The sequence below is a fragment of the Bradyrhizobium canariense genome, assembly GCF_900105125.1.
Taxonomy (GTDB): domain Bacteria; phylum Pseudomonadota; class Alphaproteobacteria; order Rhizobiales; family Xanthobacteraceae; genus Bradyrhizobium; species Bradyrhizobium canariense_A.
In genome coordinates this window covers 7,503,066-7,519,880 of sequence record NZ_LT629750.1, presented here as the reverse complement: position 1 = coordinate 7,519,880, position 16,815 = coordinate 7,503,066, and the positions used below count along the sequence as shown (strand labels likewise).

The following is a 16,815-nucleotide window of genomic DNA, read 5'->3' as shown; positions in this document are numbered from 1 at the left end:
TAGTGACCAAGAACATTCCCCTGTCGGTAATCCACCGCCCGTCGCCATGGACGTGGTTCCAGACATCGCGTTCATGTACGGCTTCGTTTGGTCAGGGCTAGTGTTCTTCTCCGCCGCATTGAATGTAATCATCGCCCTTAAATTTCAGCGTGGTGGTCTGGGCGTCGTTCATGTCGATCTACGCCGTCGGGAGCAAGGCCGCGCTGTTCGTGATCGCTTGTGCCACCATGCGTTACATCGGCGTCCGTCGCCGTCGCGCTCTCATGACACCAGCGCCGCCTTGATTGTGGTGACCTGATGGCCTCACCGAGGTGACCGAATGAAAGTGACGACTTCCGGTGCTGGCTCTCAATTGACGTCGGCAATTGTCCGATGTCGCTTTGCGACTGAAGCGGACATTGCTACACCTAAATGGTTTCGGCTTTTGGAAAGCTAGCGCAAGAACAGGGCACGCGCTGATCAGACATTGAGCTATCTCGAAGCTAACTTTCCCTTTTCATACAACAGCTTTACCTCTACGACTCGACAAGTGCAATTTCGACGAGGTGATCCGATGCTCGCCGGCGCAAGGAGCTTGGCAGAGGCGACAGAACACTACGAAGCGATCGTACTCGGCGCAGGCGTCAGCGGACTGGTATCGGCATCGGTACTCCTGGCTCAAGGCTATCGGCGCATACTCGTAACCGACGCATACGACCATGTCGGAGGCAACCATATCGACTGGTCGACAGGTGATTACACCTTCGATGCCGGCAGTTTTATTTTCCAGGACGACTCGCCTTTACTTCGACATTTCCCGGAGCTGTTACCCCGATACACGCCGATTTTTCCGGATTGGGGCAGGTTAAACCCGCAAGGCGTTGTGACCGCGTATCCGATCTCCGTGAAAGACGACATTGTGGGCGCAGGGCCGATGGGGTGGATTCGTATATTTTCTTCCCTGCTCTATGCGCGTCTGTTTCAACGAAAAATCCGCAATGCCAAGGAATTTGCCCGATACTGGATCGGGGGTTACTTGCTTCATTCGTCCGGCCTGGAAGCCTACATGAAGCGGTTCTACGGCGTGCCGCCGGATGAAATCGACATCCAATTGGCACAAAAGCGCATGCTTTGGATTAGCGAGCACGCATCTCTCGCGAATTTAATCCGCCGCTTGCTACCGCAATCGAAGGGGCCGGCCAATCGCCAGTTGATCCGGCCGAAAGAAGGTTTCAGTCATCTCTATAAGGTCGCCGCCGAACGGCTGGAAGAAGGCGGAGTCACGTTTGTTCTCGGAGCGAGCTTTCAGGCTCTCGAGAAAAACGACAAAACATTTTGCCTGCGGATGAACGACCGAACGGTCTCTTCTGACCGCGTCATATCGACGATCCCGATCAACCATGTCGAGGCGATGTGCGGGTTCGAATCAGAAAAATTGAACAGCATCACGTTGTTGAGCCTGTTCTTCAGTTTTTCCGGACAACGGGGTTTTTCCCAGTCGATCCTCTATAATTTTTCTCACGAAGGCACATGGAAGCGCCTGACGATGCATTCGGACTTTTACGGCCGCGTCAACGGCCGCGAATATTTTGCTGCCGAGGTCATCGCCAATGACATTGATTTTTCGACCCCGCTCGCCGAGCAGAACTTCAGGAAGCATGTTCAGGCAAATGGCCTGTTCGAGGGCGATCTGAAGCTGGAAGGAAGCATGATCCTCGAAAACGCCTATCCGATATATACTGAGCGATCCGGCGCACGCGCAGCTGAAGCGATCCGTTCTCTTAAAGCCTTCGGAATCGAATCTTTTGGACGCCAAGGCGGCTTCGACTATCAGCCCACCGCCAGGGTATCCACGATCGAAGCTGAGTCTGCATTGAACCGTTGACTTTCGAGCAGCGGCCAATTTTGAGCGCTCAAGGTGACTCGTTCCATCGCCGCATGGACGCAGCGCTGCATCAACTGTCGCGGTGGCGCCGGAGATGTTCGGCTTCCGCTCCCGCCCTGGAGAAGTCGATCAGCCTGCGTTGAACAACCGTGAAAACAGCCCGGCTCACCAATCCCAGAAAATAGCTGCCTTGGAGGATTGCCTGCGGAACCATGATGACCAGTGCGGCATCCCGGAAGCCGTAGCTGCGGGACACCGACAAGATCAACGAAATCACCAGCAGCAGCATGATGACTCCGAGGAGAAACCTGAACCGGAAGGTTACACCGGTAGTCCACCCCAACATGGCGACCGCGACGGCGGCGTATTCCATTTGGCGTCCTCCTCGTCTGCAACGGTCGGTGTTCGTGCAAGTTGAGGATCCAAAACCTCCGCTACGGACGACCTTGTTCACTCGACCGGTTGTTTTTGTTCCGCCCGCGGGGCGGAAAGCTTACACATGCCTTACTGGAACACGGAGTCTCCCGGAGTTCCACAAAAAACGGTAACAAGTTCCATATGGTATTGTCATCCGGGAGACGCAATCGGACGAAATGGTATTATAGAACCGCGACATTGCCGATATAACAGCCGCTTCGCTCTATATTCCGACACCGCGATCGTACCGATGACCCTTGCGAAGGCGCCCGGACGGTCCCGCGCTTTTCGTGGGGCTCCGGCGATTGATCAGATGAGCGGCATTCATGTTCCCTTCGGCCGGCTCCCTAGCGGGTGAAGCGCCGCCTTCCCCACATTGAGCACTCAATCAAAATGTCTTCGGGGTTGGTTCCAACTTCCCGCTCTCGACGTCGAACCACCGAGATCGCCTTGAGCGCCGAATAAGGCAGGCGAATTATCCGACCCGAAAATCCAACCCAAGCGAATTGCCGGCCGATCTGAAGAACGCAGCTTTCCGCGCAAGTTTTCTTCAACGCTGCGAGATGATCTATTGCTCAACCCGCGATCTTTCGGATGTCGCTTCCGAACCCGATCGAGGGAGACCATGTAGGCAGCCAACCCCGGAGACATCGATTACGCGAGAGCATCTTTTGAATATGTGTTTGGAGAGAAGTTCGAACCTGTCGACCTTCTCCAGAAGCGTTCATTGAAAACCTTGTCGCCTAATTGTTAGGCTTGCGAAATCATTCGCGGAGCGCATCTTGGCGAGAGTCCCAGATGCTCTCGCCCTAGAACCCGAGTGGCGCTTGAATGAGGATCGCGATTGTTGCAAACTAGGCAAGCCATGCCCAAAGGTTCAGACTTGCCCGATAGAACCTGTCCTTCATTTTATCCGAAAATCCGGATGCGACAGGTCTCGCGATGCGTATTCTGCAGCTACTGAATCACACTAGGCGATTGAACGGACATGTTCATGCCGCGGTCGATCTCGCCTGCGCTCAGGCTAAATTGGGTCACAGCGTTGCGATGGCAAGCGGAGGTGGCGACTTTGACGCGCTCCTCGCTGCCAACGGAGTTGAAACCAGATTGGTGAATCAAGAACGCCGGCCCGCAACACTCGTGAAAGGGCTAGGCGTTCTCTACCGCCTGGTTCGCGACTGGAAAGCGGATGTGGTGCATGCCCACATGATGACGAGCGCGGTTCTGGCCTGGCCAATCTGCAAATCGCTGGGCATTCCGCTCGTCACGACGGTTCACAACGAGTTCGAAAAAGGCTCAATTCTGATGGGCCTCGGCACGCGCGTGGTCGCGGTGAGCGCGGCCGTTGGTCAGTCAATGCAGAAGCGGGGCATTTCCAAATCCCGGCTCAGTGTCGTACTAAACGGAACGATAGGATCGGCCCGGTTCGAAGGTAAGGATCGAACGCCGCGTCGTCTTGAATCTCCTGCGATCATTTTTGTCGGCGGCCAACATCCCCGGAAAGGGATTCCAGACCTGCTTGCGGCCTTCAACATCGTTCACAACAAAAATCCTGCAACGCGACTATATGTTCTTGGTGACGGTCCATATCTCGACACCTACGTTAATCAGGCAAGCACAATGGAATGCGGCAGCGCCGTAACGTTCATGGGTGCACAGGACGATCCCTTTCCCTTCCTGCTGGGCGCAGACATCTTTGTGCTGCCCTCACATGCCGATCCGGCGCCTCTCGTATTGTCGGAAGCTCGCGAGGCTGGTTGCGCGATTGTTGCAACGGATGTCGATGGAATTCCCGAACTGTTAGAGGGCGGAAAGGCCGGCATTCTCGTTCCCGCTCGGGATCCCCTCAGGCTGGCGGAAGCGCTCTGTACGCTCGTCGAAAACGCCGAAGCGCTCCAGGAGTGGCGAAACAAAAGCCAATTCAACATTGAGCAGTTACGCATCGAACGGGTCGCTCGTCAGACGCTGGAGGTTTACGCGGTCGCCCGTCGTCAGATTCGCGGACAATCTTCCGAGCCAGTTTGAAATACACGTCGAGCGATTATCGAGACGACTCAAGGCGTAGACCCGATAAATCTGGCCCATCCGTTGCGCGACCGGTACACATGCTGGTGCAGCGGCCAGAAGAAAACGCGGGTTCGAGTAGTGATGATCATATCCCGGACATGACCAGACCTGACACCGAGAGTCATTCGCAAAGCGCTCAGTCGGAAATTGGCGCGCCCGACAGTCCGAAGCTGGCTGTGGTCATTTCCTGCTATAATTACGAGTCTTTCGTCGGGCGCGCCATTGGAAGCGTCATCGATCAGGGCGGTCACGATTGCGAGCTCGTCGTCGTCGATGACGGGTCGACAGACGGTTCCTGGGACGTGATTAACAGCTTTGGCGTGACGGCCTTCAGGGTCAAAAACGGCGGTCAACGGGCGGCATGTTTGTACGGCCTCGACCGGACCCGGGCGCCGTTCATCCTGTTCCTTGACGCTGACGACGAGCTCAAACCCGGCGCCCTTGCCGCAATTATCGATCGGCTGGATCCGGAGGTCGCAAAGCTTCAATTTGCTCTCACACTGATCGACGCAGATGACAATCGGATCAGCGAGGCGGCTTCGCCACTCGAGACGTTCAGAGATCGCGATGGGCTCGCTCGACGGGTACTCAGAAGCGGGGTCTACAAGACCCCACCAACGTCCGGGAACGTCTTTCGCAGAGACGTATGCGAACTGCTTCGGGAAGCCGATTATGACAAAGCGGTCGATGGCGTCATTCTGTTTGCGGCACCATTGATGGGTGACGTTGTCAGTATCTCCGAAGAGCTCGGGTGCTATCGCATCCACGGCCGCAACGATTCGGGCCTCGGAAGCAAACCTGACGCCAGATTGCTCGAACGTGACATCAATCGCTTCCTCGCGAGGATGGAGCATCTGCGTAGGATCGTGGATCGGCTTGGATTCGACCAGGAATTGGTGGACTCCCGTGACGCGTTTTATTTTCGCGAGCGCAAGCTATGCCTTGATATCATGTCCGGGCAGCGGCCGCGATTGACCGCACTGCCAAGGCTACTCGTCAAACTCGCAGATGAGCCTTTTTCGGCAAAGAACAAGTTTGCCATGGGCCTTTTTTTCTTTCTCTCATCGGTGCTGCCAAACGACAGAGCCAAGGCTCTTCTCGCGTATCGGCTTAAAACGGGGCATCGCTCGATGCTCGGTTTTGCAAAGGAAATAGTCGGGTGGAGAGCGCCGCAACGGAACTGATCGGTTACTATTTGGCCAAGACCAACAAGGAATAACCGCCGAGCAACCGCACGGCGAAATCCGCGTTGAGCGAAAACATCAGGCGACGCGGCAAGCGCATCATGCGACTGCTGAAAGCTTGGTTCGGCAGTTCCAGACGGCTGGCCGTATAGCAGTGGTCGACAATGGTGTATCCGCAATCTTCGAGCGTCGCGAGTGCGGTCTGCTTGAAGAAATACTGGACATGACCCACGTTACGCCTGAGTTCCGCGATTGGCCATGCCCGCAAAATGGACTGGGCAGACAAGTCCAGCGGGATATGAAATATCTTGAATGTCCCGAATTCCTTTAGTTTCTTGATAAACGATATGTAGTCCTCGACGTGCTCTATGACATCTATCGCGAGCACGACATCAAAATGCAGGTCACTCTCCGCCAACAAATCCTTCAGATAGAATTTGGTGTTCGGTGTTTCCTTGGGCGCTGCGCGGCGGAACGCTTCCGGCGAAATCTCATATCCGGATAAGGAAGTCGTCGGAAAGGCTTTCTCCAGGGTCAAAAGTATTTCGCCGGTCCCGCAACCCACTTCACATATTCTGTCGCTAGGTATTTTGTTTCTCTTGATCATCCGCTCGATATGGCCGGCCTTCCAGGCCGAGTCTTCCTCGTGCCATGTCGGATTTTTCTCGCCATAAAGATCGCTCTCGTACATTTCCTTCATATTCGCCGCCTCTCAAAAATGTCTGCGCGCCGCCTTGAAAAGAGTTGAAAGCACGACGAGGTTGTCGCGGGGAATATACCGACATTCCCGTGACTTCTCGCGCGCTGCGTAAAAAATCCGGTTCCGTCCGTCCTGCAGCTTCTTCGCCAACGGCGCCAACTATGTGCGAATCCGCGTTCAATCATCGATGAACGCCGTTCTGCTGAACAGACTGGCGCAACGAGTCTGCCAATTGTGAATACAAGGCGCGCGTATTGTAGTGCGTCCGTACCGTCTCGGACGCAGCTTGGCCCAGTGATTCACGCTGCTCCCAGGCACTCATAATTCCGGCGGCCAACCCCTTCACGTCGCCAACTGGAACGAGGCGACCGTTTGTGCCGTCGGTGACGAGTTGTTCGAATGCGCGAATTCGGCTGAGCACCACGGCCGCGCCGCATGCCATCGCCTCCAGCGCCGCCAAAGCCACGGCTTCATTGGCCGAAGGCATCGCATATACCCCGCAACGGCGGAGAAAATCCCGTACTTCGGCACGACCGACAAAACCGTGAAACCTTACACGGGATGACAGGTTCAGGTCAGCCGCAAGCCTCTCCAGCATGGGCCTGTCTGGCCCGGTGCCAACGATATCCAGGCTCCATTCATCAGGTAATTCCGCCATCGCTCGAATAAGGTCGCTCGTGCGCTTCTGCTTATTGGTCAGACGGGTTACCGTCAGGACGGTTTTACCGCGTTGTGCAGCAGGGTCAGGAAAGAACTGCGAAACATCACAGCCGTTAGGCTGGAGCCTGGAACGGCCGCCGTACTTCTCGATGATCCGGCATTCGTTCTCGGTTTGCCCGTAGCACAGCGCAGCCTTCTCAAAGGCCCTCGGCTTGAACAGCTTCACGACCCTGTCCGAGACCCCGCCGTGATCGGCGCCCGTTACCGGCACGCTGACGGCGTTCACGATGTGGTCGAACCTTCCACTCCAATATTCCTGGACATACAACAGATCGATATTGTCCTGCACGAGCGCTTCCCGAAGAGATCGCATAAAGGCGACCGTATTGATGCGCTCCTCGGCGTACAGGGACCAGCGTGTCGTCCGGCTGAGCCGTTTGAGCCATACCTGCTCGAACAAGCCATACCAGCGATCGAGCGGAAGAAATCGAACAGGCACTCCCACATCCGTTGGATACTTTCCGGCCTCTCTCAACGCGGGAATGTAGAGTGTAGGGTTGATGCTATTTTCCAACAGGCCGCGGGCATAGTACCACGCCCAGTCGTTGCGATAACTTTCGAGGTAACTTTGCCGGCTCTGCCCCTGTATCCATCCGAAGAACCCTTCGAAGGAGCTGCAGCTCAGCAACATTGCGACGTTCATCGTTTTCTCGATACGCTACTAACGCTCTCGCCGAAGCTTCCTGGAATGCACCGATCCCGTTCTTCGCTGGTACCAAACCGGGAAGATGCGGCAGTTGTGTTACAGATCTTTGTAGCCTCCCTGCAGTAACTGTGCCATCGACAGGCTGGGATCGGGAACCATGCGCCGCCGTATCCGTTAAAAACGCGAGCCTTGACGCCGTCGCTCGGCCTTCACGTACCAACCGTCCCACTGTGAAAACTCCCTGAACACGCGACTATAACCTTGGCTGGTCAACAAGTCCTCGATCTTGGGCTCCGTGTGTCTGTTCTGCTCTACCGAAATGAGATCAATCGTGTGACGCGTAAAATCAAAGTGCGATAATATGTCATACTCGCTGCCCTCGGTATCGATAGAAAGATAGCCTATCTCAGCGGGAGCGTTGTGCTCCAGGAGCAACTCGTTAAGGGATACGGTTTCTACCTTTATCTCGACTCCTTCGGCGCGCACGCCCGCAAAGTGATCCCCACTCGCGAACTCCGCAATCGAGCTTAGCTCCGGATCGGAGGCATCGGTCGTCAGGAACGATGCAATTTCTCCAGTCCTCGAGCTGACGCAACGATGATCGATTGCGGATTTGCGGTTCTCCCCGAGAGCGGAGTGCCACACCGGATTCGGCTCAGCGAGAATGCCCTTCCAACCATACTTATTTTCGAGCAGCCAGCTATTGCTGTTCACGACTCCGTTGGTCGCTCCGAACTCGACAAAGAAGCCCCCTTGCCGTTCACCGAGTTCGTAGGCCACCCAAAGATCCTGCAGGATCTGAGATCTCGATTCGTGTCGATTTAAAAAGCAATAAGCCAAAAATCTGCACTCCTCCATGCCCATAAAGCGCTCAGCTTCGATCCGTTTCAGACGGATTGAATTAAACAGCATTCTCCGGACCGAGGCGCTCTTGACTGCCCTGTGGGCAGCGTAGCCCAGCGCAGAAACACCGTGCTTCGCCACGCGCTGCATTGCCATTCTCCGACCGATTTGGATCCAGGTACCCGTCTCGATTTCTCACAGCACTCTTCCAACGTTCGTCAGATGCTGCCATCGGCCGCTCCTTGCGGCCTGAATAGAAAGTGCAAAGTCAAAGAATATCTGTTATGAAATAACTTGCGTAACAATTATGCAAGTATAGATCATGGAGCCCACGTCCGAAAGAGAGAAAAGGACGAAGCATCTCTGAATATACTTCATATACTTTCTGTATCATTTGCTGGTAACCGGAGTTCGCGCGCGATTTACGATGAAACGAAACAGCCTTGCTGATTTGGTTAATGCGGTCGGTCAGATCGATGTGATCTCCACCGACGTTTTCGACACGCTGCTCCTGCGTACGAGCAGATCGGAACGATCGCGGATTGTGAAGGGCGAGCGATTATTTTCAGATCTGCTCGCGCGCCATGGCTGGCACATCAAAGCTGATTTTCTGGCAGACACGCGGTTCCAGGCGCAGCGGCTTGCTTTCCGTGAACTAAGTGTACGGGGACGTGCGGGCGAGGTGCGGCTTGTCGATATCATCAGTCGCCAATTGAGCATGCTTGGCCTTCCATCTTCCCTGCTTGCCGAGCGCCTGCGGATTGAAGTGCAGATCGAAAAGGCTTCGCTCGTTGCCAACGAACCTCTCGCAAACATCCTGCGAGCCCACCGGCGCGCCGGTACGCGGATCGTTGCTGTTAGCGATACCACTCTGCCGTCCGAGGCGGTCAGCGAACTCATTCAACATTTCCACGGTCCTGACCTTATCGACCGCGTGTATAGCAGCGCCGATCATGGCCTGACCAAACGCGACGGAGATTTGTTCCCCGCCGTGGCGCAGGCCGAGAACGTCTCACCCGAAAAAATGGCGCATATCGGCGACGATTTTCTCGCCGATGTGCAAGCTCCTTCGGCCAAAGGCATCGCTGCTTATCATACGCCACGGCGGCCATATCACCGGTATGTTCGCTCCGCCAACGGCGCATTGACGGAAGCTGGACGCTTCGCGCGCCGGCGGGCGCGGGCCGCGAAGGCGACAACGTCATCTTTCGACAATGCCAATTTGTTTGGGCGCTATGTGCTCGGCCCGATTGTGACCCAGTTCTGCCTGCTGGCCTGGCTCTATGCTGTTGAAGCCGAAGCTTCCGACAAGGCAGTCCTGCTGTTTTGCGCAAGAGGCGGGGTCGGCATTCGCGAAGCATTCGAACGTGTGCTGGCAAAGCTTTGCCTTCCACTTGGCATGCGGCGTGAGAATATAATGATCTCACGCCTGGTCGCGGCGCGAGCAGCGCTGTTGACGCGGAGCGATTCAGTCGTTGAGGAGCTGGACCGCGAATTTCGCGGAGGCGTCCTCGCCGACGTCGCCAAAGCCCTTGGTGGGCGAACCTATGAGCTCCCGGAAATTTGGCGCCGCCCGTTTTCCGCGCAGCAGTTCGTCACGCTCCTGTTCGGCAGTTCGGGCGCCGAAGTGCTCGCAGATATCGAGAAGCAGAATGCGCTGTTTACGCGCCATTTCAGGCAGCTCGTTGGCGACGCGGACCGGATCATACTGTGCGACACCGGGCTCTATGGCAGCACGCAGCGTCTACTGGCGAGCGGGTTCCCTGAAATCCGGGTGGAAACCATTCAGTTCGCGCGCTCGAATTACAAGGGTCATAGCGAGGAACACTTTCCAAAGGTGAGCGGCCTGGTGGTTGAGCAGAACTTCTACAGTCCGTTCAATGTATGCTCATGCGTCTTGCGATATTGGCATTTGGTCGAAAGTTTGTTCGAGCCGGCGGTGCCTTCAGTACACTTGTTTACAGAGAACGAACTGGGCCAGACGGAAGCTAACTGCGGAGACATAACTTTCGGCGCGATCGATCCGTCCGTGGGCAACCATCTGCTCTCCGGCGCTCTCGCCTATATTGAAGCTTTGCCGGCCAACGGTGGAGCAATTGCGCTCCAGGATGCAGAAATCGCCTGGCGACGCCTTAAAGACGCGATTACTCAACCGACCGAGGCCGAACTGCGATGTCTTGAAGTCGGCGGCCGTTCTGTCGATTTCGGGCGCTCGGATGTCCTTCGCGTCGTCGCGCCCGGGCAAAACATGACATTCATAAGAAAGTTAATTTCCGTGAAGTCACAGCTGTGGCGTGAAGGCGCCATTGCGCGCGAGTTCCCGTTCCTGAAGCACGCTTTGTTACCCATGCTGGGTTCCATATTGTCGCTGCGAGGATTGTTGGCTCGCCAACACGGCTGAGGGATCGGCCAACGCGGCGCCCACCTCGATCCTGCGGACCTTTTCGCGCGGTCCGCATTTTCGGTAAGCCATCCTCGAGTCTGGCACGGATCGTGCAGAGCAGATCGGCTGCAACGACTTGAGAGATTTCAATAAATTGCAACGTGCTGTGGAATAATGTTAGCCCGAAGCGGGCAAGCGATTGGGCTCGGGTAGCGATGATGCGGATCCGGTCAACCTTAGCAGCGTCGGATATTGCACGATGAGTATCGAGCCTATCGGTCTGCTGACAATCATAGCCGGCCTGCTAGGCCTGCTGCTGGGATATCGCGCCGCATTTGCAACGCTCGTGGTCGCAACGCTGTTCGGAGCTGCCGCCGCTGTTCTGATTGGTCCGGCCAATATCCAGCCTGCACATCTTCTCCTGGCTTTCGTCGCCGCAACCGTGTTCACGCGGAACCACGAGAGGGCTGGCGCCATCGATTCCATACGTTTCCCGAAACCAGGTTTTTGGCTCATGTGCCTGGTGCTGTACGGTGTCGTCAGCGCCATCCTCATTCCCAGGTTCCTGGCCGGCGACGCGCAAATCATTCCGCTTGGAGCTTCGGAATATGCCGCCACTGGCTCAACAGTGCCGCTTGGCCCGGTATCCAGTAATTTCACACAATCGGTCTATATGATCGCCGATCTGATCTGCTTCACCATTGCTGTAGCGGTCGCCTCGACACAAGCCGGCTTCGCGGCAATCACCGGCGCGCTTTTGGCTTATGCCGCGGGTAACGTTCTGTTCGCGTTGGTTGATGTCGTCACCTACTCCAGCGGCACACAATGGCTGCTGGAGTTCATGCGGAACGCCCAGTACACGCTCCACAATGAGGAGGAAGTAAGCGGGTTAAAGCGTATTGTCGGATCCTTTCCGGAAGCGTCGGCGTTTGCGCGCACAACGCTGGGGGCGCTCGGCTTCACGGGGACACTATGGCTGTGTGGGCGCAGACCGGCATTAACCGGTGTTCTGGCGATCGCTTCACTGGTCCTTGTTGTCTTGTCGACGTCGTCGACAGGACTTGCCGGTACGGGCCCTGTACTCCTGATCCTGTATGCGACAGCTCTGCTTCGCTCTGGATTTCACCCCAATAGACCTTATCGCTCGGCAGCGGTGCTGTGCGCGCCACTCGCGGTAATCGCGGTGGTCCTTGCCGTATTACTCAATGACGCGGCGTCGGAAACGGTACGCAACTACATCGACCTCTTGATCTTCAACAAGGCTGGTTCGGATTCCGGCGTTGCGCGCGATGCCTGGAACGTCTATGCGCTGCAGAACTTCTTCGATTCCTATGGGCTGGGTGTCGGCCTCGGCACGGTTCGGACTTCGAGTCTTCCCTTTGCGCTGGTGTCAAATGTTGGGATACCGGGATCACTCTTCTATCTGCTCTTTATCGGGACGGCATTCTTGCATGGCCGCGGCACACCGCGGACGTTCCCTTCCGACGTCCGCCTTGCAGCGCGCAATGCTTGCCTGGGTCTGATAATAGGCGACGCCCTTGCGGCCCCGACCGTTGAGCAGGGGTTGTTATTTTACGTGCTAGCCGCGATGGCCTGCGCGGAACCCGAACGGACGGCTGAAGAACCTTTCGCCGAATCCAGCCCACTGACCGGAGCGAGAGCATGAGCGCGCGCTCGTCCTTCCGTTTCAATGGCCGTTTTTCGAAGTATCTCGAGACAGGCATCCCGTACTGTGCGCGGCCCATGATCGCCGCCATGAGACTAACCGCGATTTGCAGCCTCATCTTCGGCGGCGCCGCACAGGCTTCATGCCCTGCACCGCGGGCGGGCCAACCATTGCCGCCGCAGGCGACCGCGAGGCCTATCGACGAACTGCCGGACTGGCGCCCCCGCGTGGACGAGATCGAGCACCAACTCGCCAACTCCGATCTTTCGCGCGTCAAGTTGCTGTTCCTCGGCGACTCCATCGTTGAGCGCTGGGATCCCGACCTCTTTAACCGGCATTTCGGCTCCATGGGAGCTCTGCATCTGGGCGTGGCACGCGACACGACACAAGGAATGCTGTGGCGGCTGCCGCGCATGGGATTGGGAAAATCTCTGCGTCCCGATCTGATCGTGATGTTGATCGGCGCCAACGACACCTACCCCGGAGGCAACCCCGAAGCGGTGGCAATCGGAATCGGAGAGATCATCCGGTCAATCCGCAACCTTTCTCCGAGCAGCCGGATTCTCCTGCTGGGCCTTCTGCCGCGCGGAGCGGCCCCGGATGATATTTGGCGGCAGATGGGAGACCAGATCAATCGTCGAATAGCGGCATGTGCCGATAACAAAATTATTTTCTATGCCGATCCGGGAGCCACGCTGTCGCCTGCTGGCAGCGGCATGTCGCGGGATCTGGAAGATGACTATCTGCATCCCACGCCGCTCGGCTATCGCATATTGTCGGATGCATTGGATGACGAAATCACGCGTTCGTTGAAATAGCTAATCAGGAGTGAAGCGGATCGCGAGGCGCTATACCGACGACTTATCGATTTAACGAATACTTACATACGACGCCGGGGAATTGACCTGCTGTTCCAACTCGAAGCCGACCATAAAATTCCCGCAGCGTCTGCAAGTTATTTCAGTGGAGGCAGTATGTTGCGTGGACAGGCTTTATTTGACTTCATGGCGTCGCTTCCTCAACGCATCGGGCGACCAACGACGCGCACGGCGTATATCCCACAGATCGACGGCCTTCGCTTTCTGGCGATAGCCATCGTCCTCTTGTGGCACGTCTCACTGCGGGCCGACCGGTTCGTCGACTACCTCAATCTTGATGGGCAACAGGTTTACAATCTGTACCCGTGGTTTCCTCACGGCGAAGTCGGCGTCGCGCTGTTTTTCTTCATCAGCGGTTATGTTATCGCGCAACCATTCCTGTCGCGCCCGCCGGCAACGTGGCGCATCGGACGGTTTTACCTGCAGCGGCTTCGGCGGATTTACCCGCCATATGTCATTGCTATCACGATCTGCCTGCTCATCGTCGCGGCAGTCGGGTTCGGCTCGGCAACATCGAACCTGCCAATCTCGCACAGCTGGCTGGCCAGCCTGTTCTATCTTCACGGGCTGGTCTATGACACGTCATCTCGACTGAACCCTCCAACCTGGTCACTCGAGATCGAGATCCAGTTCTATCTGCTCGCCCCTTTGCTGATCTGGCTCCAGATGCGATCACGCCACGCGCGCCTTCGCACTGCCGTAGCTTGCGTTTGCATTGTGTTGTTGATCGCAGCGGCCGGTCTGTTTGACTTTTTGCGGCCATTCGACGGGAGATTTCGATATGGCCTTTTGGCGCACATGTACTTGTTTGTGGCCGGGATTGTCACGGCGGACTTCGTCCGGATGCGAACCGCGCTCTCGGAAATCGTCTCTACGCGTTTCGACCTGCTATTCGCAGCCGGGGTATTGTCGCTGTTGTTGATAGGCCTGTACTTCACGCAAGTTGACGCGAAACCCGGCGGTGGCTGGTCTGACGTCTTTTGGAATTTCGCGCTCTTATCGGCTGTGCTCGCAAGTTATTTCGGCGCGATGCATGGGCGTATCAGCCGCAGACTCATGGGTGCACCTTGGGTCGCGTTGATAGGTACGATGTGTTATTCGATCTATTTGGTTCACATCGTTGTGATTGAGGGTGTTGCGTCTGTATTACTCAAACACATTCCATTGCATCATCCGGCCGCAATCTACAGCCTGTATATTGTTGTTCTGATACCGGCATCGCTCTTTTTCGGCGCCTTGTTTTATGTCGTCGTTGAACGTCCATTCATGTCGGCGTTCGCTTTTGAGTCCCGGCTAAGTCCCCGCCAGGATAGTTCCGGCCGGGCGCAATAGTCGGAGCGAGGACAATGAGCTCAACCTCCCCCTCGTTTGGCGTCAATGGCCGTTTCCTGACCCAGCCCGTGACAGGGGTGCAGCGCTATGCGCGCAATGTGCTCACCGCCATGAACGCCGTCCTTTCGGACGTGAAGGCCAATGCGCCGATCGTCGCGCCACCGTCGGCTCCAGATCCGGGCTTCTCGGCGATGCCACTCGTTAGTGCTGGCCCGCTCGCCGGGCATTCCTGGGAGCAAATCGTTCTACCCGCGCGCTGGCATGGGCGTTTGCTCAATCTGTGCAACACGGCGCCCGCCGTGAAGACCGATCAGGTCGTGTGCATTCACGACGCCAACATATTTGTTGCGCCCGAAAGCTATGGCTCCGCATTTCGTACGGTTTACCGTACGCTTCAGCCGCTTCTCGCCCGGCGCGCTGCGAGAATTACGACGGTTTCGGCCTACTCTGCGCGCGAGATCGCCCGTTACCTTCCGGTGCGGGCTGCGGACATCATGGTGCTTCCTGACGGCCACGAGCACGCGCTCGCCTGGGATCCTGCACTCGCGCGCATCGGCCCAACGGTTGTCGCCGAGGCACATGAACGTTCCGAACACGGCTTTGTGCTCGCGCTCGGATCACACGCACGTCACAAGAATCTGCAACTGCTGCTCGACGCCGCACCCGAGCTGGCTGAAATGGGCCTCGACATCATTGTCGCGGGCGGAGGCGCTGGCATCTTCGCGCCGGAGACCTTGTCCTCCGCGCCAAACGTCAAGGTGGTCGGCTACGTCACAGATCATGATTTAGCTTACCTGATGGACCGGGCTCTCTGCCTGCTCTTCCCGTCCTGGACAGAAGGGTTTGGCCTTCCCATCGTTGAAGCGATGGCGCGCGGTTGTCCGGTGGTCTCGTCGGACCGCGCAAGCATGCCCGAGGTGTGCGGCGATGCTGCGCTGATGGCGCCACCTGACAATCCCGCCGCATGGGTTCATCACGTGCGCGCGCTCGCGCAATCATCTGGTCTCAGGCAGGACCTGGTTGGGCGCGGTCGTGAACAGGTTCGCCTGTTTTCCTGGGCCGATACGGCCGCCGGCTATCTCGAACTCATGCGTGAGCCCAAGACGCATTCGGCTTCGCTCAGCGTTGGAGATCGTCCCATGCCCAAGGTCGCGGTCGTCGTCGCAACCCTCGGCCGTCCCAAGATTGTAACTGCTACGCTCAATCACCTGCTTGAAACCCAGACCCTGAAGCCCGCAACCATCATTGTGTCGTGTGTGGTCCGTGAGGACGCCGGCGAGGCCGCCGATCTGCCGGCTGTCACAATTGTGACGGGACGGCCCGGATTGGCAGCGCAACGAAATGCGGCGCTGGCGGCGCTTCCGGCAGAAATTGACGTCGTGGTTTTCTTTGATGACGATTTTGTAGCCGATGCCGACTGGTTGGCCATGGCGGCCAGGACCTTTCGCGACGAGCCGCAGGTTGTCGCCTTCACGGGTCACGTTCTCGCCGATGACATCAAGGGACCGGGGTTAAGCTTCAATGACGCGGTCCGCATTCTGGACACCGGCGATCGTTCGACCTCCTGGTCGCGCATCGAACCCTACAGCCCTTACGGCTGCAACATGGCGTTCCGTTTGTCCGCGATCGGCGGCCTGAAGTTCGATGAACGTCTGGTGCTCTATGGGTGGCTCGAGGACCGCGACTTCAGCGCAGCTCTTGCCAAGCGCGGGGGCGAACTCATCAAGTCCGCGAGCGCCTGCGGCGTGCATATGGGCGTCAAGAGCGGCCGGGTATCGGGCGATCGCCTCGGTTATTCGCAGATCGTTAATCCCATCTACATGCTGCGCAAGAAAACAATGACGGTTGGGCAGGTTGCCGGGCAGCTCTTTCGGAACATCACGAGCAACATATTGGGAGCGGCGAAGCCAGAACCTTTCATCGATCGCAGAGGCCGGCTGCGAGGTAATTTTCGTGGGTTTGCGGACGTGCTGAGGGGGCGTGTGGAACCTGAGCGCGCGATCGCAATCCGCCCCGCGGTTCGAGACATCGCAGTGTCTCGTTCTGGAGTGGTGTCTCGGCCTGATGGCCCAAGCGATGACAAGGCAGCCTCTTGAACTTCGGACGCAGCCACTC

Annotated in this window: 12 protein-coding genes; 8 read left to right on the top strand and 4 right to left on the bottom strand. The window is 57.0% G+C overall.

Annotation, left to right across the window (positions count from 1 at the left end; genetic code table 11):
* Positions 1–553: 553 nt before the first annotated feature.
* A complete protein-coding gene (locus BLV09_RS35450; RefSeq protein ID WP_146690726.1) occupies positions 554–1,864 on the top strand; it encodes an FAD-dependent oxidoreductase in 1,311 nt (436 codons plus the stop codon).
* Positions 1,865–1,934: 70 nt separating this feature from the next.
* On the opposite strand, the gene BLV09_RS35445 is transcribed toward BLV09_RS35450, so the two are convergent.
* The gene (locus BLV09_RS35445; RefSeq protein WP_100383186.1) at positions 1,935–2,237 is read right to left on the bottom strand and encodes a hypothetical protein; all 303 of its coding nucleotides are present in this window, start codon (positions 2,235–2,237) and stop codon (positions 1,935–1,937) included.
* A 986-nt stretch (positions 2,238–3,223) separates the two neighbouring features.
* Here BLV09_RS35445 and BLV09_RS35440 point away from each other — a divergent pair.
* Together BLV09_RS35440 and BLV09_RS35435 are read left to right on the top strand one after the other, a co-directional pair.
* Positions 3,224–4,306, top strand: a complete 1,083-nt coding sequence (locus BLV09_RS35440; protein WP_146690725.1) for a glycosyltransferase family 4 protein — start codon at positions 3,224–3,226, stop codon at positions 4,304–4,306.
* Positions 4,307–4,386: 80 nt separating this feature from the next.
* Positions 4,387–5,532 carry a glycosyltransferase family 2 protein gene (locus BLV09_RS35435; RefSeq protein WP_349536706.1) on the top strand — a complete coding sequence of 382 codons (1,146 nt, stop codon included), beginning with the start codon at positions 4,387–4,389 and terminating at the stop codon, positions 5,530–5,532.
* A gap of 7 nt (positions 5,533–5,539) precedes the next feature.
* On the opposite strand, the gene BLV09_RS35430 is transcribed toward BLV09_RS35435, so the two are convergent.
* The 3 genes from BLV09_RS35430 to BLV09_RS35420 all read right to left on the bottom strand — a co-directional run bounded on the left by BLV09_RS35430 (position 5,540) and on the right by BLV09_RS35420 (position 8,591).
* On the bottom strand, positions 5,540–6,232 hold the full coding sequence (locus BLV09_RS35430) for a class I SAM-dependent methyltransferase (protein ID WP_146690724.1): 693 nt from the start codon (positions 6,230–6,232) through the stop codon (positions 5,540–5,542).
* A 181-nt stretch (positions 6,233–6,413) separates the two neighbouring features.
* Positions 6,414–7,595, bottom strand: coding sequence for a glycosyltransferase family 4 protein (locus BLV09_RS35425; RefSeq protein WP_146690723.1), 1,182 nt, complete (start codon positions 7,593–7,595; stop codon positions 6,414–6,416).
* 177 nt (positions 7,596–7,772) lie between these two features.
* Positions 7,773–8,591 carry an FkbM family methyltransferase gene (locus BLV09_RS35420; protein WP_244548911.1) on the bottom strand — a complete coding sequence of 273 codons (819 nt, stop codon included), beginning with the start codon at positions 8,589–8,591 and terminating at the stop codon, positions 7,773–7,775.
* A gap of 277 nt (positions 8,592–8,868) precedes the next feature.
* Between BLV09_RS35420 and BLV09_RS35415 the strand changes: the two genes are divergently transcribed.
* The 5 genes from BLV09_RS35415 (at position 8,869) to BLV09_RS35395 (ending at position 16,796) form a co-directional block, all read left to right on the top strand.
* The gene (locus BLV09_RS35415) at positions 8,869–10,842 is read left to right on the top strand and encodes an HAD family hydrolase (protein WP_146690722.1); all 1,974 of its coding nucleotides are present in this window, start codon (positions 8,869–8,871) and stop codon (positions 10,840–10,842) included.
* Positions 10,843–11,023: 181 nt separating this feature from the next.
* Positions 11,024–12,490, top strand: a complete 1,467-nt coding sequence (locus tag BLV09_RS35410; RefSeq protein WP_244548910.1) for a hypothetical protein — start codon at positions 11,024–11,026, stop codon at positions 12,488–12,490.
* On the top strand, positions 12,487–13,308 hold the full coding sequence (locus BLV09_RS35405; RefSeq protein WP_146690721.1) for a GDSL-type esterase/lipase family protein: 822 nt from the start codon (positions 12,487–12,489) through the stop codon (positions 13,306–13,308). The genes BLV09_RS35410 and BLV09_RS35405 overlap by 4 nt, the downstream gene beginning before the upstream one ends.
* A gap of 156 nt (positions 13,309–13,464) precedes the next feature.
* The gene (locus BLV09_RS35400; RefSeq protein WP_146690720.1) at positions 13,465–14,700 is read left to right on the top strand and encodes an acyltransferase family protein; all 1,236 of its coding nucleotides are present in this window, start codon (positions 13,465–13,467) and stop codon (positions 14,698–14,700) included.
* A gap of 14 nt (positions 14,701–14,714) precedes the next feature.
* Positions 14,715–16,796: a glycosyltransferase family 4 protein gene (locus BLV09_RS35395; RefSeq protein ID WP_146690719.1), complete on the top strand. Its 2,082-nt coding sequence runs from the start codon at positions 14,715–14,717 to the stop codon at positions 16,794–16,796.
* The last annotated feature ends 19 nt before the right edge of the window (positions 16,797–16,815 follow it).